Annotated in this window: 18 protein-coding genes and 1 pseudogene; 13 read left to right on the forward strand and 6 right to left on the reverse strand. The window is 52.2% G+C overall.

All coding sequences use genetic code 11. From position 1 onward, the window contains the following. Window positions 1–96: 96 nt before the first annotated feature. Entirely contained in the window at window positions 97–1,233 is a 1,137-nt protein-coding gene (locus EBA31_RS10420) for an alpha/beta hydrolase (protein ID WP_050329082.1), read from the reverse strand. Window positions 1,234–1,405: 172 nt separating this feature from the next. On the opposite strand from EBA31_RS10420, the gene EBA31_RS10425 reads away from it, so the two are divergent. From EBA31_RS10425 to EBA31_RS26770, 3 genes and pseudogenes are all read left to right on the forward strand, one after another. Next, window positions 1,406–2,290 (forward strand): LysR family transcriptional regulator, encoded by an 885-nt coding sequence (locus EBA31_RS10425; protein ID WP_122080607.1) that lies wholly within the window; start codon window positions 1,406–1,408, stop codon window positions 2,288–2,290. A 349-nt stretch (window positions 2,291–2,639) separates the two neighbouring features. Continuing rightward, window positions 2,640–2,819: pseudogene (locus EBA31_RS10430) on the forward strand (isocitrate/isopropylmalate family dehydrogenase); the annotation flags it as partial. A 152-nt stretch (window positions 2,820–2,971) separates the two neighbouring features. Beyond that, window positions 2,972–3,127, forward strand: a complete 156-nt coding sequence (locus tag EBA31_RS26770; protein ID WP_162302881.1) for a hypothetical protein — start codon at window positions 2,972–2,974, stop codon at window positions 3,125–3,127. Window positions 3,128–3,449: 322 nt separating this feature from the next. On the opposite strand, the gene EBA31_RS10435 is transcribed toward EBA31_RS26770, so the two are convergent. The 3 genes from EBA31_RS10435 to EBA31_RS10445 form a co-directional block, all read right to left on the reverse strand. Beyond that, on the reverse strand, window positions 3,450–4,370 hold the full coding sequence (locus tag EBA31_RS10435) for a GNAT family N-acetyltransferase (RefSeq protein WP_122078833.1): 921 nt from the start codon (window positions 4,368–4,370) through the stop codon (window positions 3,450–3,452). Window positions 4,371–4,659: 289 nt separating this feature from the next. Further along, window positions 4,660–5,781, reverse strand: coding sequence for an AI-2E family transporter (locus EBA31_RS10440; protein ID WP_020826483.1), 1,122 nt, complete (start codon window positions 5,779–5,781; stop codon window positions 4,660–4,662). Window positions 5,782–5,979: 198 nt separating this feature from the next. Then, window positions 5,980–7,191, reverse strand: a complete 1,212-nt coding sequence (locus EBA31_RS10445) for a CynX/NimT family MFS transporter (protein WP_122078836.1) — start codon at window positions 7,189–7,191, stop codon at window positions 5,980–5,982. Between the two features lie 672 nt (window positions 7,192–7,863). On the opposite strand from EBA31_RS10445, the gene EBA31_RS10460 reads away from it, so the two are divergent. The 8 genes from EBA31_RS10460 to cspA all read left to right on the forward strand — a co-directional run bounded on the left by EBA31_RS10460 (window position 7,864) and on the right by cspA (window position 14,295). Continuing rightward, on the forward strand, window positions 7,864–8,280 hold the full coding sequence (locus EBA31_RS10460) for a DUF2000 domain-containing protein (protein ID WP_020826487.1): 417 nt from the start codon (window positions 7,864–7,866) through the stop codon (window positions 8,278–8,280). A 111-nt stretch (window positions 8,281–8,391) separates the two neighbouring features. Continuing rightward, window positions 8,392–9,429, forward strand: coding sequence for a LacI family DNA-binding transcriptional regulator (locus EBA31_RS10465; protein ID WP_122078841.1), 1,038 nt, complete (start codon window positions 8,392–8,394; stop codon window positions 9,427–9,429). 208 nt (window positions 9,430–9,637) lie between these two features. Further along, a complete protein-coding gene (locus EBA31_RS10470) occupies window positions 9,638–10,561 on the forward strand; it encodes a TIM barrel protein (protein ID WP_122078843.1) in 924 nt (307 codons plus the stop codon). 14 nt (window positions 10,562–10,575) lie between these two features. Next, window positions 10,576–11,748: a Gfo/Idh/MocA family protein gene (locus EBA31_RS10475; RefSeq protein ID WP_122078845.1), complete on the forward strand. Its 1,173-nt coding sequence runs from the start codon at window positions 10,576–10,578 to the stop codon at window positions 11,746–11,748. 145 nt (window positions 11,749–11,893) lie between these two features. Then, a complete protein-coding gene (locus EBA31_RS10480) occupies window positions 11,894–12,103 on the forward strand; it encodes a hypothetical protein (RefSeq protein WP_020826491.1) in 210 nt (69 codons plus the stop codon). Window positions 12,104–12,251: 148 nt separating this feature from the next. Next, complete coding sequence (locus EBA31_RS10485; RefSeq protein WP_122078847.1) at window positions 12,252–12,995, forward strand: DUF3658 domain-containing protein; 744 nt, start codon at window positions 12,252–12,254, stop codon at window positions 12,993–12,995. A gap of 127 nt (window positions 12,996–13,122) precedes the next feature. Continuing rightward, entirely contained in the window at window positions 13,123–13,767 is a 645-nt protein-coding gene (locus EBA31_RS10490; RefSeq protein WP_020826493.1) for a Qnr family pentapeptide repeat protein, read from the forward strand. Window positions 13,768–14,082: 315 nt separating this feature from the next. Next, the gene (gene cspA / locus EBA31_RS10495) at window positions 14,083–14,295 is read left to right on the forward strand and encodes an RNA chaperone/antiterminator CspA (protein WP_020826494.1); all 213 of its coding nucleotides are present in this window, start codon (window positions 14,083–14,085) and stop codon (window positions 14,293–14,295) included. A 393-nt stretch (window positions 14,296–14,688) separates the two neighbouring features. Here the strand turns inward: cspA and EBA31_RS10500 are convergent, their stop codons facing one another. Then, a complete protein-coding gene (locus tag EBA31_RS10500) occupies window positions 14,689–15,369 on the reverse strand; it encodes a hydrolase (RefSeq protein WP_122078849.1) in 681 nt (226 codons plus the stop codon). 268 nt (window positions 15,370–15,637) lie between these two features. On the opposite strand from EBA31_RS10500, the gene EBA31_RS10505 reads away from it, so the two are divergent. Both EBA31_RS10505 and EBA31_RS10510 read left to right on the forward strand, forming a co-directional pair. Next, a complete protein-coding gene (locus tag EBA31_RS10505) occupies window positions 15,638–16,063 on the forward strand; it encodes a universal stress protein (RefSeq protein WP_020826496.1) in 426 nt (141 codons plus the stop codon). Window positions 16,064–16,338: 275 nt separating this feature from the next. Next, window positions 16,339–17,094 (forward strand): SDR family NAD(P)-dependent oxidoreductase, encoded by a 756-nt coding sequence (locus EBA31_RS10510; RefSeq protein ID WP_020826497.1) that lies wholly within the window; start codon window positions 16,339–16,341, stop codon window positions 17,092–17,094. Between the two features lie 41 nt (window positions 17,095–17,135). On the opposite strand, the gene EBA31_RS10515 is transcribed toward EBA31_RS10510, so the two are convergent. After that, complete coding sequence (locus EBA31_RS10515; protein WP_122078852.1) at window positions 17,136–18,416, reverse strand: FAD-binding oxidoreductase; 1,281 nt, start codon at window positions 18,414–18,416, stop codon at window positions 17,136–17,138. Window positions 18,417–18,427: the final 11 nt, after the last annotated feature.

The following is an 18,427-nucleotide window of genomic DNA, read 5'->3' on the forward strand; positions in this document are numbered from 1 at the left end:
CACCATAAAAGGTGGGTGAAAATAGTGTGCGATGGGCGTATTTTGCGTCACATCGGGCAGGTTAACACCACCCGTGAATGACGGGTGGCTTGGTGGTTATTTTAAGTTGGTCCTGAAAAACTCTTCAAATTTAGCAAAGGGGGTCTTACCGGCAACGTTGTCGTACAGGTCAACATGGTTGGCCCCAGGAATAATCACCAGCTCTTTCTCTTTACTGCCGATCGCCTTAAAGGCATCTTCAGCAAAATAGCGTGAATGGGCTTTTTCGCCGGTCACGATAAGCGTTGGAATAGTGACTTCATTTGCATAACTCAGCAGCGGCATATTCATAAACGACAGCGGCATTGTCGCATTCCATGCACCCGTTGAGTTGACCGAACGCACATGGAAACCACGCGGCATACGGTAATAATCAAAGAATTCTTTTAAAACTGGGTTCGGGTTGGCGGGTAAGGCTTCCGGCAGAACACGCTCAGACGCGGTGGCTTTGCCCTTCTCATCAACATAAATATCGTGCCCGCCGGGCGCGAAAGTGCCGTTTTCCGCATCCTTCCAGCGCTGCGCGTTCAGATACTGCAACACGGCACGACGATCGGCTGTGGTGTAGCGGTCTTTGCCATCGCCCACGCCATGACCCATCGCGCGGCTCATGTCATACATCACGCTGGTTGCCACCGCTTTGACGCGGGTATCCATTGCAGCGTCGTTTAAGGCCATGCCGCCCCAGCCGCAGATACCGAGCAACCCGATTCGGTTGCGATCCACCTCTTTTTGCAGACCTAAGAAATCAACCGCCGCGCTGAAATCCTCGGTGTTGATATCCGGAGAAGCGACATTGCGTGGTTGGCCGCCACTTTCACCCGTGTAGGAAGGGTCGAACGCCAGGGTAATAAAACCCTGTTCAGCCAGCGTCTGTGCGTACAGGCCGCTGGATTGCTCTTTAACCGCACCGAAAGGCCCGCTAATGGCAATGGCTGCCAGTTTGTGCTCGCCGCGATCCTTCGGCAGATAGAGATCCCCGACTAAGGTGATACCGTAGCGGTTCTGAAAGGTCACTTTACGGTGATCAACTTTCTTACTTTCAGTAAAGGTTTTATCCCACTTTTCGACCAGCGAAACGGGTGCGTTCGGATTAGTTGTATCAGCATAACTCATCGTTGTGACTCCACTTAATGATGCGCATAGCAGCATGGCGGGTATCGCGGCTGTCAGTTTTTTAGTGAAAACAGTCATCAAAATGCTCCTGAAAAACGGGTTGGAGACAGGTTTCATGCGGACAACGCTGCTGTGTTTTGTTGCAATGCGCTCATTATAGTCAGCAGTAATAGTGCTGATTAGAGGCTAAAAAATGCTAGGATTGATATCATATTGTTCTAAATAGTGGTGCAGTTACGAGAGCGGGATGATGGCGAAGCGGGAAAACTATAACGATCTATACCTGTTTATGATGGTGGTGCGGGAGGGGAGTTTTACCGCCGCGGCACAACGCCTTGGCCTGGCGCAATCAGGAATCAGCCGTGCTGTACGCGAGCTGGAAGAACGTTTGGGCGTTCAACTTCTGGTACGCACCACGCGCAGATTATCGCTCACCCATGCTGGCGAACAGCTCTATCGGACCATTGAGTCAGGTTTTGACGCTTTAGATACGGGGCTCTCCACGCTGGCCCATTATCGCCAGACCCCATCCGGTACGGTACGCATCAATGCCAGCCAGCACGCTATTGATAAAGTGCTCCTGCCGAAGCTTGCGTTGTTTAAGCAACGCTATCCCGATATCCGACTGGCACTCATCAGCGAAAGCCGGTTTGTCGATATTATTGCGGAGAGATTCGATGCCGGTGTACGTCTGGGGCCGGAAGTTGGCAGTGGCATGATTGCGGTTCGCATTTCGCCCGATATGGAGATGGCCGTTGTCGGTACGCCAGAACACTTTCGTCGCTACGGCTTTCCGCAAACCCCGGCAGACTTAGTCGTACATCCCTGCATCGCCTATCAGTTTGGCGACGGCAGCCTGTACGCATGGGAACTCCATCAGGATGGTAAAAAAATCACCCACCGACCACAGGGGCAGTGGGTTTTTGCTGACAGCTATATGGAAGCCAAAGCCGCCATTCTGGGCCTGGGACTGGCCTATGTCCCGGAAGAGTTGGTTGCCGATGATTTAGAACGAGGGAAGCTTATCAGGGTCCTGCAACGTTACAGCCAGCGTCTGGAAGGTTCATTTCTCTATTATCCGCATCGCAATGTGTCGCCCGCTCTGCGAGCGGTTATTGATACATTGAGAATTTAAGGAAGGAAAATGAGGTTTTACACAGGACCAGGGTATAAGTTGGCAAACAGCTTCCCCTTCTGGCACTGAGCTGCCTGTCGGATTGGCTCTGGGCCTTAGCTGTGTCAGATCAAGTCTGGGCTAATACACTTGAGTCATGGTTGAAATCAGTCATCTGTACTTTCTCACGCTTCCTGCCGCATTTCCTCGATACCCTCTCTGTCGGCTGCTCCATGACGGTGAGCGCAGTCAAAGGCATTATCAAAACCAGATAAAGATTAATTATAATCAAAGGCTTACGAATTACCTAAAATGATACAACCACATAGATTCAATGTGGTTTTTATTCCTACATTCAATTGGTTATGAACTAGGCTGCAATCTAATGCTGCGTCACATGGGCTGGTTCGAAGCGGCTGACCTGATTGTTAAGGGCATGGAAGGCGCAATCGCCGCCAAGACCGTGACCTATGACTTCGAACGCCTGATGGAAGGCGCTAAACTGCTGAAATGTTCAGAGTTTGGCGACGCTATCGTTAAACACATGTAATGGTGTTTTAGCGTCAAATGATAACGGGAGCCTGATGGTTCCCGTTTTTGTTAGTCATTACGCGATATGTGATCTGATGGGCGTCTTAAACAAGTTGAAATTCGGATTATTGTTATTTCCGTTTACGCCAGTCCCATTCGGCATGAGCCCAAATGATCAGCATCACACAGCTTGAGATGAACATGACATCCGGCCATTTAGTGAATCCAGTCGCTATCGAAGCAATCGAGACTGCAGCTGCCAGTCTGGTCAACACCCTGTTGAAATTCATGTTTTCCCTCGGTTCTAAGAATATTCCTGTTGCGTAAATGTTACGAACGTATGATTATAATTTTTTATTTGGACTGGTAAGGCAATGAATCAACTTCGGTTTGCATTCGCTCTATTTATCATTCTTGGACACATTTACTTACTATCTTATCATTAGCTCCAAAGTTGCTGTAGTCAAAGTGTGTCATTTTCTGCCTGTGCGTCCCTATCTGTCTAAAAGTTGAAACAATCACATCTGTCTATCATTGAACCGATGGCTCAGTGGCGCTAATGCAGTTGACAGGAACTGCGGTTAATAGTCTGGCAGGGTTAGCAGGGACGATGTGTCGTTTGATTGATACCGGGCATTGCCCGGTATTTTTAAAGGGATAACACCCGGCCAAGCGGATCCTGATAACACCAACGGTCTTTATAACCTGCCGTCGGTTTGCCAAACGAGTAACGCATGGTTTTTCCCACGGCTTCGCACAGCTCATAAGCGGATTTGACATTTAGCCAGGTGACGATGGTCCCTGGGCAGAATGAGTCATGACGCTGGTCATATCCGCCATTAACATAATCAAAATTAATCCATTTAGGGCTTTCTGCTTTGGTTATGAGCTGAAATGCGCACGGCTCTCCGGCTAGAAATAAAATATGGCCAAAGAGAAATTGCCGCAAGGATGTAAACATATCTACGGTTTCTAGAAAATGGCTCGGCCGGTGCCCCCAGCGTTTTTCAAACAGATCGAAGTATATTGTGATGAGCTCCTGTGGGGGAAAATGACTTTGGTCGAAAATTTCACCACCGGCCTTGATAAATTTGTTTAGCTCTCTTTTTCTGCTGTTTTTCGTCGATGAAGAGAATCCGTCTTTACCACAACCTTTTGCCAGGCAAACAGCGCGATGACTGTTTAGCTTGAAGCTTGAGTTTAGAACATTTCTTCTATTTAAAGAGGAGAGTATTTTCGTTTTAAAGGGCAATGCAATTCTGAGCTTAGGATGAAATGGGAGCGTTATTTCATCTTTGTTGAACTGATAATGCCCGAGCTTTATCGCTTTCGCCGTCTTGCCATCACAGGCAAAGTTGCTGTTTCGCCAAGAGCAAAATGCACCCAGTAAAGTACCATTGCTATTTCTCTTGATAGAGTAGTGCGGGCGGCAATCGAGCCTGCTATGCAGGAAGGCCAATACTTCGGGGTGAGTGATAAAATTCCCGCCATATAAATCAAAACATTTCTTGTAGTCGGCTGCCGTGCCTGGCTTCCATCCAGAAGCTAAATTTGTTAATTTTTTTATCATAATGTTGTGAATTTTTATTTTTCAGGAAATAGAGTATAAATGAATTACCCGCTCAAAAAGAAGGGTTAATGCATTGGTTGCTGGGTATGAATATTTAATCGCAGGCAACGGCCTAACGGATTCTGTAAATGACAGAATAGAAAGTTGCATCGTTTATGACTTATTAATTAATGCTAAGGTAAACGGAGCGATCGCCCAGGGAAGGGATATGAAGAGATAAAAAAACGGGAACCCCATGGTTCCCGTTTTGCGTTGCAGTTTCTAATGCCCTTTAACAGAGAATACTTTTTCACTCCGCCTTGGTGGCGTCTGGGTGATTCTTGCCTTCCTCGATAAAATCTTCGTCGATCTCATCGGTGGTTTCTGCACTGTCGCGGCCGGAAAGAATATTCCAGCAGGCGATGAACAGGGCGGCGATCAATGGGCCGATAACGAAGCCGTTGATACCGTAAATCTCCATGCCGCCCAGGGTTGAAATCAGGATCAGGTAGTCCGGCATTTTGGTGTCTTTGCCGACCAACAGCGGGCGAAGAATATTGTCGACCAATCCGATGATCACCACGAAGAAACCGACCAGGAACAGGCCTTTCCACAGCATGCCGGTGGCGAAGAAATAGATGGCTGCCGGTACCCAGATAATAGCGGAACCCACCGCAGGGATGATGGACAGGAATGCCATCAACGCGCCCCACAGCAGGCTGCCGTCGATCCCGGTGAAGTAAAATGCCAGACCGCCAAGCGCACCTTGCACCACGGCCACGACCACCGTGCCTTTCACCGTCGCGCGCGACACGGCAGCGAATTTCACAAACAAATGGTGTTTAACGTGCTGGGATAACGGCAGGGCTTCGAGCGTCAGATTGACCAGGTATGGGCCGTCTTTGAGCAGGAAGAACAGCAGATACAGCATGACGCCAAAACCCACGGCGAAGTTGAAGGTGCCTTTACCAATCAAAAAGACGCTGCCGGCCAGGTATTGGCCGCCCTTGAGTGCCACTTCGGAAAGCTGTTTCTGTATTTCCGCGGCGCTATCCAGATTATGTTCCGCCAGAAAATGCCGTGCCCATCCGGGGAGCAATTTCAGGGTGTCGGCAACAATAACCGGGAACTGCGTGTTATTGGTCTGCAGCTTGGTGTAAACGACGTTCAGTTCAATCGCCAATGAAGAAGCGATGATCGCCAACGGCGTAAAGACGATCAAACAGATCACCGCGAGCGTTATCAAAGAAACCAGGCCGTTTCGGTCGCCCAGATACTGTTTAAGTTTTTGTTTCACAGGGTGGAAAATCACCGCCAGGATGATAGCCCACAGCACAGATGAGTAGTAGGGACCCAAGACGTCCATAAAAGCAGCGGTAACGATAAAAAGGATCAGAAGAAAGAATCCCTTTGAAATACCTTTAGACATCATACCCGTCCCTCAGATGATAGATTTTGCCGGTGGATCTCGGTATTCACCGGCATTGACACTTCTTGAAGAATAAACCCTATCATCACAAACGGTTAACAGGTAGCGGATTTTATCGGTGAACAGTTAATAGAATTTACTAATAGTGCCTCATGTTATGAGGACATTAAGCTGATGAGGTAGTGGCAGGGCATGCATTGCCTAGGCTCTGGTTTTCGATGCGAGCGCCAGTGCCAGGATACTGCCCAACAGCGCGGCGGCCAGCACCATACCCGCGGGAGCGGACCAACCGGCATAGGCGACAAGCGCACTCAGTACGATGGGGCCGATCACCTGACCGAGATAAATGCCTTGCATCACCAGCCCCAGGCTCAACGGGATCAAACCCGGTTCTGGCGCCGCCGCCGGAGTGGCGGCCAGAATGGTGGCGGGCATCATGCCGCCAATGGCGCTAAACACTAAGCACAGTGGGATCAGTAAAGCGTTTGGTGTAACGGACAGGAAAACGCCGGTACCGGCAAGCCCCATCAGCAGGCTGACAACGGCCAGCAGATTTCGAGCCCGCAGGCCGCGCGAAAGCAGTACCCCAGCGGCAAGATTGCCGAGGATATTGACGGCTATCACCGCCGCGCTGATCCCACCGGCGACAGCCAGCGTCAGCCCTATACGCTGCATCAGGAAAATCGGCAGAAAGGCCATCACGGCGAAGAACTGCAGGTTATAGGTAGTAAATATCAAGGCCAGCAGCAGGGGCTGCCGTGCGCGCAGGATGCTGACCAACGCCTGACGCAGTTTCAAGGCAACAGCGGAAGACGTGGTGACAGCGGCTCGCGGAGTGGTGAATGGCAGCAGCAGCGCGGCCAGCAGGGTGAGGATACCGCCGGCGATCCAGCTTTGTTGCCAGTTGCTAAAATGCGGGCCGAAAAACAGCGAAATGGCCATGCCCGCCGGCATAAAGGTGCTCCAAATACTGAAGACCAGATTACGTTTTTGCGCTGAAACCACGCGTGTGAGCACGGTTGGCGCTGAGACCACGACGATAACGAAGCCTATCCCTTCAATCGCGCGGGTGACGATCAAACCGATGAAGTTGTGTTGAGCCGCGCCAACGAAGCTGGCTATGCTGACGATCACCAATCCCAGCCCCAACAAACGCCGGTCGCCCCAACGGCGCACCAGCAGGCCGGCGGCGATGCCACCGAACACGCCGATAAAGGGAAAGGCCGAAATGATCCAGCTCAGCGACTCCAGCGAACGGCCGAATTCGCGTTGCAGCTCAGGTAAGGCAATAGTCGCTTTACCCACGTGCAGGGCAACGGCAATACCGGCGAGCACCACATTGGCGATAGCCGGCCAGTGAGTGGTCGGGGTATCGAGGGTTGCGTTCAGCGTTTCAGGTTTGATGGCGGACATGGCGGTCTCCAGCGACGACAAAGACCAGACTATGCGCCTGGGCGCGACTAGTAGCAGTTCAATTATTGCTCTGTTTTTTGGCGCAACCGCATATTTCGAGCTTAATTGCGCAATCGCACTGGAAACGTTGGTACACCATCGCAGAGCCGCTGTTTATCGGGGCACGTCTTTAAGCCGGGGAATGGCCTTGGCTTAGGTACTGCGTATAAGAAGATGTCGATAGTATTTCCGCATCAGATGGATTGATATCTGGCTCCATATAAAGACGGGGATCGTGACTGTGACCAGGATCTGCAGCAAACGCCCCATTTCGCCCTCGACATGTGGGTAAATAAAATGGGATACGTGAAGAAATAGCCAAATCAACGCGATGTAGATCATCAAACCAGCCCAGCCCTCCCAATGGCGAAAAGTTCTAAAATAGGCATTGCGGTAATTACGATTGCGTATCCTGCGGGGTAGTGTCTGCAGCTCTGGGATTTGGCGTCGCGACCAATATATTTTCATGGCAACCTCCTGTTGCTAAGATGCATATGATATTCATTCGCAACAATGTCTGCAATCTGCCTGGCTACGACTTGGCCGCTCGGGAAGTAGCTTGCCAATGATCAATATCATTGAAGGCGATTGCGCGTCTGAATAACACTGGAGCCCCTATTCAAGGAGAAAAAGATGTACAGCGACAACGAGAAAAAGTTCTATATCATCCTGAACCGCAACCACGAACCGGCCACCTTATTTAACGCTTCCTGCCATTTAACCGCCGGCATTACCGATCTGATCGAACAGCGTGAATTCGACCATTATCCCAGCGCTATTGAAGGCGTAAGCGCCAATATGAGTCATTATCCGATCGTGATCCTGCAGGCGAAAAACAGCAGCCAGCTCAGCAATCTGATGCTCAAATGCAAGGAGGAAGGGGTGTTAGCCAACTTCTTTACCACCACCATGCTGTCCCATTCCGCAGAGCAACAAATTGCCGATACCGCCAATACCGAGTATGACAAGCTGGAGTTCGTTGGGGTGGCGCTGTACGGGGATAGCGAACAACTTAAGCCGCTGACGAAGAAATTCTCCGTTTACCGCTGAGGTTTCCTCCGCGCTGGGTGATTAACGCGCCCGATCACACAAACTCCGCATCGGCTTTCTTTCAACCTGCCTGCCATGATAGTTTCTATCAAAACAGTGATGGGAATGATTATGGCGGGCAAAAAAACGACGCTGGCAGCTATCGCCAGAGAGGCGCACGTCGGTGTCGCGACGGTCGATCGAGTGATCAACCAACGCGCACCGGTGCGGCCGGAAACCGAGCGTAAAGTCATAGCCGCGGCACAAAAGCTGGGGTTTGCGCTGGAGAAATCCCACCGGCTGTTTGAAGCCGCCAGACAGCCTGCCGTGCGCCTCAAAATGGGTTTTATCCTGCTGAAAAAGGAGCATTCATTCTACTCGCAGCTGGCGGAAAGCTTGCTGGAGCAGGCTATGCCTTATCACGATCGCGAGAGTCCGCCGCAGTTTATTTTTCATGATATTAGCGCGGTCAGCGACACCGCCGCCGCCATTACGCAGTTAAGCCAGAGCGTGGATGTTATCGGGGTGTTGGCGCTGGATAATCCGATGATCCGCTATGCGGTTGAAGAAGCCACTCGCCAGGGCGTGAAGGTGTTCACGCTGCTGTCCGATCTGTCGGTACACTGCCGCGCCGGTTATATCGGGTTGGATAATCAGCAGGCCGGCCGTACGGCCGCCTGGGCAGTGGAGCGCCTGTGCCGGCGGCAGGGCGAAGTGGGGGTGATCATCGGTGACAACCGCTTTCAGTGTCAGGAAACCTGTGAAAGCAGCTTCCGTTCTTATCTGCGTGAGCATTTAAGTACGCAGCGGGTGCTTGAGCCGGTCCGCAGTCATGAACAGGCCGAAAGTGCCAGGCAAGTGACTCATACTCTGCTGGAGCAGCATCCGAACCTGGTCGCTCTGTATGCACCCTGCGGCGGCGTGGAGGGAATCATTGCCGCATTGCGCGAGAGCGGCAGGCAGCATGAGGTCATGCTGATTTGCCATGGCCCGGTTGAGGGGGGCGAGATGGCGTTGATTGACGGCACTTTGGACCTGATGTTGAGTCACAGGATCCAGGAATTCGCCGCCTCGATCGTCAACACCTTTATTTCTGCCGCCAGCGGCGACGCTTCCGGGTTTACCCACTGCATCAACCGTTTTGATCTGATCACCAAAGAAAATATCTGATTATCGGCTCCCGGCATGGGAGCCAATTCCCTCGCTAAAAATATTGCACTCCCGTGAAGTCACGGCCTGTCTATGTTTGATAGAAAAACATCATTTTATCTATCAAAAATAACGCGATCGCCATCAAAGAATGAAAATTCCATCATTGTTGGTTTCGAAATTTTCGTTTGATACTGGCGCTACACAACACCAAGAGACGGACTGAAAAATGACTTTGCCTATTGCCAACGCTCCCTGCAGCTGGGGAGTGGATGATCCTAAAAATCCTGACCTACCGCCTTATAGCAAAGTGCTGCAGGAAGCGAGCGCAGCAGGTTATCACAGCATTGAACTGGGGCCCTGGAGCTACCTGCCTACCGATGCCGCAACTCTGACCACTGAGTTGCAACGGCATTCGTTGTCGCTGGTGGGGGGCACCATTTTTGATGATTTGGTCAGCGAGCATAACTTCGAGCACATACTGGCACTGACCCACAACATATGCCGCAACCTCTCGCAGGCGCCCCAGGCGCAACCCATTTGCGAAGGCCATTTTTCACCGCCGTATCTGGTGATTATCGACTTCGGCAATCCGCAGCGGGCCAGGTTTGCCGGGCAATCAATGCAGGCACCGCGGCTGGATACAGCCGATTGGAACCGCATGATCGGCCATATTATTGCCGTTAGCGAGATTGCCTGGCGGGAATATGGGGTACGACCGGTGGTACACCCGCACGCCGGAGGCTGTATTGAGTTCGCTGATGAAATCGAACTGCTGGCCGCGCAGATCCCGCACCACACTGCGGGGTTGTGTCTGGATACCGGACATCTGTACTACTCCGGCATGGATCCGCTCACCTGGCTCGAGCGCTACTTCTCCCGGATTGATTATCTGCATTTCAAAGACGTTAACCCGCAGGTGTTCCGCAATGTGTTGGCGCGTGGTTTGGACTTCTTTACCGCCTGCGCGCAAGGGGTTATGTGCCCGCTGGGGAAGGGAGCGATTGATTACCCTGCCGTGCGCGACTTATTGGCTGCGCGCGGCTATCAGGGGTGGATCACCATTGAGCAGGAACGGGATCCGCGTCAGGCGCAAGACAGCCTGCGCGACGTAACGGATAGCCTTACTTATTTACGCAGCGTCGGTTTTTAATCAGGAGCAACGAGATGATTAACGGTATTAAACCTCTGGAAAGATCTCTGCGGTGGGGCATGGTGGGCGGCGGGGGTACCAGTCAGATCGGTTATATCCATCGTTCTGCGGCATTGCGCGACGGCACTTTCACCCTACTGGCCGGCGCGTTTGACATTGACGCATCGCGCGGGCGCAGCTTTGGGCAAAGCCTGGGCGTGGCAGCGGAGCGCTGTTATCCGGATTACGCCACGTTATTCCGTGAAGAAGCCGCCAGGGCGGACGGCATAGAGGCGGTTTCCATCGCTACGCCAAACAATACCCATTTCGCTATTTGCCAGGCGGCACTGGAAGCCGGCCTGCACGTGGTGTGCGAAAAACCCCTGTGTTTCACGGCGCAGGAAGCGCAAGCACTGGTGGAACTGAGCCAAAGGCAGCATAAAATTATCGGTGTTACCTACGGCTATGCCGGGCATCAACTGATCCTTCAGGCGCGTCAGATGATTGCCGATGGCCAACTGGGTGAGATCCGTATCATCAACATGCAGTTCTCTCACGGGTTCCATGCCGCGCCGGTGGAACTGGACAACCCCAGCACGCGTTGGCGGGTGGACCCGCGTTTTGTCGGCCCCAGCTATGTATTGGGTGATTTAGCCACCCACCCGTTATTCTTGGCGGAAACCATGGTGCCGCAGTTGAAGATCAAACGGTTGATGTGCAGCCGCCAGAGCTTTGTCAAAACTCGTGCGCCGCTGGAAGACAATGCCTATGTACTGATGGAGTACGATAATGGCGCTGTCGGTTCAATGTGGTGTTCGGCAGTTAACAGCGGTTCTATGCATGGCCAAAAGGTGCGTATTGTGGGGGAAAAGGCCAGCCTGGAATGGTGGGACGAACAGCCTAACCAACTGCGCTTTGAAGTGCAGGGCGAGCCGGTGCGTATTCTGGAGCGTGGTATGTCCTACCTCGATCCTATGGCATTGGCGGAGGATCGCATCGGCGGCGGTCATTCCGAAGGGCTGTTCGAAGCCTGGTCGAATCTTTACCGGCGCTTTGCGTTGGCGATGGACGCCACCGACCGGCGAGACGAGGCGTTTCTGGCTGGTTTTTGGTACCCCAACGTGCATGCCGGCGCGATGGGGGTACGCTGGGTGGAAAACTGCGTGCGCTCCGCCGATGCCGGTGCCAGTTGGGTGGCGTTCCGCTAATCATCTCGACTAATGTATTTTTCTGCCATATCGATGTACCGGCAACTTATCCTCAGCGGCAATGGGGGATTCTGTGGTTCGCTTCATTAGATAAACCTTTAAATTCTGTTAAGTTACTTATTAGCGTAATCACAAGGAGAGAACGATGTTAGAGCAATATTACCCGGCCACCATGAGTTCCAAACCTATCACGGACGAACAGCATAAAAGGCTGGTGGCAGTGCAAGCGGCACTGGAGTTGATCAAGGCGACGCTGTCTGACACTAACGACGGCAACGGCGTAGACTTCCAGCTTAAGGCCGCTGAAAAGCACGTTGGCCCGCTGGCCGATGCCATTCAGGAAGCGCTGAAGTAAATCTTTATGCTTATCATCAACCGCCCAAGGGCGGTTTTTTTATGTCGCTTAAACGCAAAAAATCAGATTATTTGCCTGGTGATGCAGGGGGAAAGGGGGCAAAATTCAGCTCAGGATTGACTTAAGCAATAGCGAAGGAGAAGCATTGATGAAGGATGTGCATATCGCACTGTCGGGTGGCTGCGTGCGGTTAGCCTACCCGGGAGAAAACGTACTGGATTTTGCCGATAGCCTATCGTTTGGGCCGCTGTATGGGCTGGATGATGATCAGGCCCTGCAAACCCGATGCCGCTGGTTGCGCGATCTGCACCAATCTGTTCATGCTCCCGAGTGGGATACCTCTGAAGGGCTGCCGCTGGCGATGACCACGTTAAAAACGCAACTCGCTGCTGTAAGCGGGCAGGTGACGTTGTGGGCTGGTGCTAATCCCGACGAGCAACTGATGCTGCGCGCACTGTTGCCGTTGCTGGGGGAACGTCGCGTTTTCGTGGTTAACGTAACCGAACACACCGGGCGGGTTGCCACCAACTGGTGCCCGGCAGAAATGCTGGAACCACTGTGGATCTTGCGGCGCGAGCTGTCTGAGGAAGAGAAAGCCAGGCTGATTGCCGATTGGCATCGCCTGTTGGCGGAAAACTCACTGGTACGGATTTTTGCGGAAAACCGGGTGCAGGGGCAGGCGCTCGATTTCCATGACCGTCCTTTGTTAGATGCATGCCCGAATGACTATACCCAGGGCTCACGGGTGGTCGGTGATGCGATGGTAAATTCACCTTATCCGGTGGGGGATACTTTTTTGAATTTCCGATTGTATGCCCTGATTGAACAAGGAGTGGTGCAGGCGCAGAACGCCAGCTTGAATATGAACCGGATCCAGGTCAAACAGGCTTAAAACTCACCTATCCCACGGGTTATTTTTTTGTGCTCAGAGGCAGATAAACCACGTTAAAGCGGTTTAATCTGTCATGTAAATAGGATTATACTGCGCCATTGACTGTACAAATAAACAGGTGAATGGAATGGTGCTGGCTCTGAAGGGTGAAAAGATTGCTCGTAACCGGTTTACCGGTGAGAAAGTCGAAAATGGCAGCTTTATTAACTGCGATTTCTCGGGCGCCGACCTGACCGGCACCGAATTTATCGACTGCCAGTTTTACGACCGCGAGAGCCAGCAGGGCGGTAACTTCAGCCGCGCCGTGCTCAAGGACGCCAGCTTCAAGAATTGCGATCTGTCGATGGCAGATTTTAGAAATGCCAACGCTTTAGGCATCGAAATTCGTGAGTGCCGGGCTCAGGGCGCAGACTTCCGCGGTGCCAGCTTTATGAACATGATTACCTCGCGCACCTGGTTTTGCAGTGCCTACATCACCAAAAGCAACCTGAGTTACGCCAACTTTTCCAAAGTGGTGCTGGAAAAGTGTGAGCTGTGGGAAAATCGCTGGAACAGCGCGCAAATTCTCGGCGCGACCTTTAGCGGCTCAGATCTGTCCGGCGGCGAGTTTTCCTCCTTCGACTGGCGGGCTGCCAACTTTACCCATTGTGATCTGACCAACTCTGAACTGGGTGAGTTGGATCTGCGCGGAACCGATCTGCAGGGCGTGAAGTTGGACAGTTACCAGGTGTTCCAGCTAATGGAACGCCTGGGCATTGCCATTATCGGCTAAGGCGACGATCCCGCAAAGGGCAACCAGGCCTTGCTGGGCGGGGGTGGGGCTGCAGAATCTGGGAAATAATAAGCTGGGCGTATAAATATAATGTTAAATATTCCTTGCTTAAATAATCTAGCTATGTGTAAATAGCGTCATCGGTTTGTAGTACAGACCTTATGAAAGCAGTTTTAGTAAAGCAGTTCTCAGTATTAGTGATATCCCATAGATAGCTCTTCTCCCGCGAATTTCCTTCTCTAGTGCCCAATAAGTTTCCAATAAAAACAGACCTCTATCGCCTTATGGCGTCTCAAAAATATAAAGGAAATATCTATGTCTAATAAAATGACTGGTTTGGTAAAATGGTTTGATGCAGGTAAAGGTTTTGGTTTTATCTCTCCGGAAGACGGTAGCAAAGACGTGTTCGTACACTTCTCCGCTATCCAAAGCAATGATTTCAAAACGCTTGATGAAGGTCAGCGCGTTGAGTTCACTGTCGAAAACGGTATGAAAGGCCCGTCTGCAGGCAACGTAGTCGTTTTATAATTTCAAGGTAGTGCTTTATTTCTTGCGATAGCGATGATGGTTTAAGCCGGAGCAGATGAGAAATAAAATAATTGCCTGAATAAACTCCGGGATTACCCGGAGTTTATCTAAAATAATTAGCTTCACCATTTTCAATAACCGAAGTTATTGGCAACAGAAAAGAAGATTGGCCCATAAAGTTATAAGTCCGATCCAGTCTATTTTTCTGTTGTGAAAAAGTTGTGCTTAGGCTGCGTAAGGTTGGAGTGTTCGATGGACGCTTACGCCATAACATGACGGTCGGGAAAGTAACCGACAAACATTGATGACCTGGCCGAAAGCCGGGTTTTTTTATGCCTGTTGCCCCGGTAAACAGGCTGGCCCAGAATGAAGCAGGCCAGCCTGACGTGACCGTTAGCTGCGCCGGGAATCCAGCACTTCGTTATTCTTCACCACGTCCTGAGCTTTAACATAGCTTTCAATCAGCAACTGATATGCCGGGAAGATTTTGGTGTAAACCTCAGCCCATTGCTGTGCATCCTCGCGGTTCCAACTGCCCTGCAGTTCAGAGGCCACGCCGGCGGTATCGATCGGTACCACTCCGGCCTGCACCACTCGCGCCATAGTAATCTCCTGCGCCATTTTAGAGTAGGTGCCGGAGGCGTCGATAACGGCAAAGACCTTATAACCCTCTGCCACGGCGCTGATCGACGGGAAGGCCATGCAAACGCTGGTGATGGTTCCGGCGATAATCAGGGTTTTACGCCCGGTCGCTTTTACGGCCGCAACAAAATCTGGATTATCCCAGGCGTTGATTTCGCCTTTGCGCGCCACATATTGCGCATGCGGTGCATTTTGGTGGATTTCTGGGATCAAGGGGCCGTTAGGACCCTGTGGAACGGAAGCCGTGGTAATGACCGGCAATTTGCTTAGCGTAGCGATACTGGCCAGTGCGCCAGCGCGAGCGCGCAGTTCAGTCATCGGCATATCGCCGACGGTTTGGAACAGGCCGCTCTGGTGGTCAATCAACAACATCACCGCGTCATTGGCATCAATAACAGGACGCTGGCCATTAAAGTTTGCTGGAGAGCTCATCTTTCTTTCCTCTGTGGTCGGGACGTAGACAACAATTAACTTTGTTTAACCAAGGGTTAATCTCAGTGCTTGTTAACAGTGTAGGGCCAGAGGAAAATTCCACTAGAGGGCTAACTCAGGATGCATCGTTCTATAAAAAGAACAATAAGGCCAGGGGCAGGCGATTATTTCAGCGCTGAACTAAACTTAAACAGCATAACAAACATGCGGAAAGGCCCTGGCAGGGAGCGCCACTTTGTTCACCAGCGCAATGCGGAGGGCTGTAATCATGGCTTATCATCATATCGTTGTGGCAACCGATCTCAGCGAAGACGCTGAATTTTTGCTCGGCAAAGGCGCCAAGTTAGCAAGCGCACTGAATGCCAGGCTATCCCTGATTTATATCGATATCCACCGTGGCGGCTATTACGCTGAGCTGGGCGTGGGTGAATACAACTACACCGACAGAACTTTTTCGGAGCGTGTCAAAAACATGCTGAATGCGATCAAGGATCAGTCGTCTTACCCGGTTGAAGAGGTGATTATCAGCCGCGGCGAACTGACGGAAGAATTGAACCGGGCGGCGAAAGAGAAAGGCATTGATCTGATTATCTTTGGCCATCATCACGATATCTGGAGCAGATGGATATCTTCGGCCCGGCAGGCGATCAATAACCTTAACGTTGACCTGTTGGTGATCCCCATTGCGAAGTAATGAACCTCGCCAACTGCACTAACGCGACGGTACGGGACTTATTGATAGGTGATAATGCGCGTTGGCAATAGTCACTGATATGAATTTTATTAACTCTATCAAATGCTTGGCTTAATTCCGATAATGCCTGACCTAGCGCATTGAATTCGCACTGAATACCTCTTTGTGATTAATAAAGCGCACATTTTGACTGTCACTCGTCGTCCATGAGTTTTATCCTCGAACCATTAGGATTTGTATGATTTATAGAAATACATTCACATGGAGGAGGTCTCATGCGTTTTGACAATAAAGTGGTAGTGATCACCGGTGCAGGCAATGGGATGGGAGAGGCGGCAGCGCGTCGTTTTTCTGCCGAAGGGGCTACCGTGGTATTGGCTGACTGGGCGAAGGAGGCGGTGGACAAAGTTGCCGCTTCGCTGCCTAAAGGCAAGGCACTGGCGGTACATATTGACGTTTCCGACCACGTTGCGGTTGAAAAAATGATGAATGAGGTGGCCGAAAAATTAGGCCGCATCGACGTGCTGCTCAATAACGCAGGCGTGCACGTGGCCGGCAGCGTATTGGAAACCAGCGTTGCCGACTGGCGACGCATTGCCGGGGTGGATATCGATGGCGTGGTGTTCTGTTCCAAATTCGCCATGCCGTATCTGCTGAAAACCAAAGGCTGCATCGTTAACACCGCGTCGGTTTCCGGGCTGGGTGGTGACTGGGGCGCGGCGTACTACTGCGCGGCGAAAGGGGCGGTGGTTAACCTGACGCGTGCCATGGCGCTGGATCATGGCGGTGACGGTGTGCGGGTCAACTCGGTATGTCCGAGCCTGGTGAAAACCAATATGACCAACGGCTGGCCGCAGGAGATCCGCGACAAGTTTAACGAGCGTATTGCGTTAGGCCGAGCGGCGGAGCCGGAAGAGGTGGCGGCAGTAATGGCATTTCTGGCCAGTGACGACGCCAGTTTTATCAATGGCGCCAACATCCCGGTAGACGGCGGGGCGACCGCCTCTGACGGCCAGCCGAAGATTGTTTAAGCGGTAATTTCGGGCCCGGTGGTATACCGGGCCCGATAGCGTTACACCCCAATCCGATCCCGCAGCTGGTAGTAAGCTGCACCAATCGCGGTGAAAGGAATTTGCAGGTTGCGACCGCCGAAGAACGGCAGGTGCGGCAGCTTGGCAAACGCATCGAACCTTTCCGCATCGCCGCGCATCAGCTCGGCAATCAGTTTGCCCGCCAAATGAGTACAGGTCACCCCGTGGCCGCTGTAGCCCTGCATGTAATACACGTTATTTTCCAGCCGACCAAACTGCGGCATGCGCGACAGCGTCAGCAGGAAATTACCGGTCCAGCGATAGTCGAGACGCACACCTTTGAGCTGCGGGAAGGTTTTCAGTAGCTTTGGCCGGATCAGATTGTCGATATCGTCCGGATCGCGGGCGCCATACACTACGCCGCCGCCGTACAACAGGCGGTTATCGCCGGTGATACGGTAATAATCCAGCAGGTAGTTACAGTCTTCGACGCAGTAATTTTGTGGGATCAGCGATCGCGCCACTTCCGGCGCCAGCGGTTCGGTAGCCACTACCTGGGTGCCACACGGCATGCTACGTTTCGCCAGCCGCGGTTCCAGCTTATCGCCCAGATAAGCGTTGCCGGCGACAATCACATAACGCGCTGTCACCTGGCCGTTGGCGGTGCTGACGATTGCCGGTTCGCCATGACGGATGTGGGTGACCGCAGACTGTTCGAAGATCCGTCCACCCTGCAGGCGAATGGCTTCGGCTTCACCGAGCGCCAGATTCAGTGGGTGAATATGGCCGCCGCTGTGATCCAGCAGCGCGCCGACGTAGCGCTCGCTATCGACCTCCTGGCGGATACGCTCGGCGTCCAGCAATTCAAGCTGGGTATTGCCGTAGCGCTCCCAGTGCTGTTTTTGTTCGATCAACGCATGATATTGCCGGTTGTTCAGCGCGGCGAAGATGCCGCCAGGGCGATAGTCACATTCGATGGCGTACCGTTGGATACGGCTGCGAATGATCTCTGCGCCTTCAAACATCATGCTGCCGAGCAGGCGGGCGCTTTCGGCGCCATAACGCTGTTCAATGACGTCGATATCGCGGCTGTAGGAGTTCACCAATTGCCCGCCGTTACGTCCGCTGGCACCGAAACCGATGCGGGCAGACTCCAGCACCACCACGTTGTACCCCGCCTCTACCAGAAACAGCGCCGATGACAAACCGGTGTAGCCGCCGCCGACGATACAGACGTCGCATTCAATGGATTCATTCAGCTGCGGGTAGGGCGCGTGGCTGTTGGCCGAAGCCGCATAATAGCTTTTTACGTGTTCAGTCATGATCTCTGCCC

It is taken from the genome of Serratia sp. P2ACOL2, from assembly GCF_003691565.1.
Taxonomy (GTDB): domain Bacteria; phylum Pseudomonadota; class Gammaproteobacteria; order Enterobacterales; family Enterobacteriaceae; genus Serratia; species Serratia liquefaciens.

What these genes read in the sequence shown, in the direction of transcription:
- EBA31_RS10420 (WP_050329082.1), bottom strand. Translation starts at nt 1,233, where the DNA reads ATGACTGTTTTCACTAAAAAACTGACAGCCGCGATACCCGCCATGCTG.
- EBA31_RS10425 (WP_122080607.1), top strand. Translation starts at nt 1,406, where the DNA reads ATGGCGAAGCGGGAAAACTATAACGATCTATACCTGTTTATGATGGTG.
- EBA31_RS26770 (WP_162302881.1), top strand. Translation starts at nt 2,972, where the DNA reads ATGATCAGCATCACACAGCTTGAGATGAACATGACATCCGGCCATTTA.
- EBA31_RS10435 (WP_122078833.1), bottom strand. Translation starts at nt 4,370, where the DNA reads ATGATAAAAAAATTAACAAATTTAGCTTCTGGATGGAAGCCAGGCACG.
- EBA31_RS10440 (WP_020826483.1), bottom strand. Translation starts at nt 5,781, where the DNA reads ATGATGTCTAAAGGTATTTCAAAGGGATTCTTTCTTCTGATCCTTTTT.
- EBA31_RS10445 (WP_122078836.1), bottom strand. Translation starts at nt 7,191, where the DNA reads ATGTCCGCCATCAAACCTGAAACGCTGAACGCAACCCTCGATACCCCG.
- EBA31_RS10460 (WP_020826487.1), top strand. Translation starts at nt 7,864, where the DNA reads ATGTACAGCGACAACGAGAAAAAGTTCTATATCATCCTGAACCGCAAC.
- EBA31_RS10465 (WP_122078841.1), top strand. Translation starts at nt 8,392, where the DNA reads ATGGCGGGCAAAAAAACGACGCTGGCAGCTATCGCCAGAGAGGCGCAC.
- EBA31_RS10470 (WP_122078843.1), top strand. Translation starts at nt 9,638, where the DNA reads ATGACTTTGCCTATTGCCAACGCTCCCTGCAGCTGGGGAGTGGATGAT.
- EBA31_RS10475 (WP_122078845.1), top strand. Translation starts at nt 10,576, where the DNA reads ATGATTAACGGTATTAAACCTCTGGAAAGATCTCTGCGGTGGGGCATG.
- EBA31_RS10480 (WP_020826491.1), top strand. Translation starts at nt 11,894, where the DNA reads ATGTTAGAGCAATATTACCCGGCCACCATGAGTTCCAAACCTATCACG.
- EBA31_RS10485 (WP_122078847.1), top strand. Translation starts at nt 12,252, where the DNA reads ATGAAGGATGTGCATATCGCACTGTCGGGTGGCTGCGTGCGGTTAGCC.
- EBA31_RS10490 (WP_020826493.1), top strand. Translation starts at nt 13,123, where the DNA reads ATGGTGCTGGCTCTGAAGGGTGAAAAGATTGCTCGTAACCGGTTTACC.
- cspA (WP_020826494.1), top strand. Translation starts at nt 14,083, where the DNA reads ATGTCTAATAAAATGACTGGTTTGGTAAAATGGTTTGATGCAGGTAAA.
- EBA31_RS10500 (WP_122078849.1), bottom strand. Translation starts at nt 15,369, where the DNA reads ATGAGCTCTCCAGCAAACTTTAATGGCCAGCGTCCTGTTATTGATGCC.
- EBA31_RS10505 (WP_020826496.1), top strand. Translation starts at nt 15,638, where the DNA reads ATGGCTTATCATCATATCGTTGTGGCAACCGATCTCAGCGAAGACGCT.
- EBA31_RS10510 (WP_020826497.1), top strand. Translation starts at nt 16,339, where the DNA reads ATGCGTTTTGACAATAAAGTGGTAGTGATCACCGGTGCAGGCAATGGG.
- EBA31_RS10515 (WP_122078852.1), bottom strand. Translation starts at nt 18,416, where the DNA reads ATGACTGAACACGTAAAAAGCTATTATGCGGCTTCGGCCAACAGCCAC.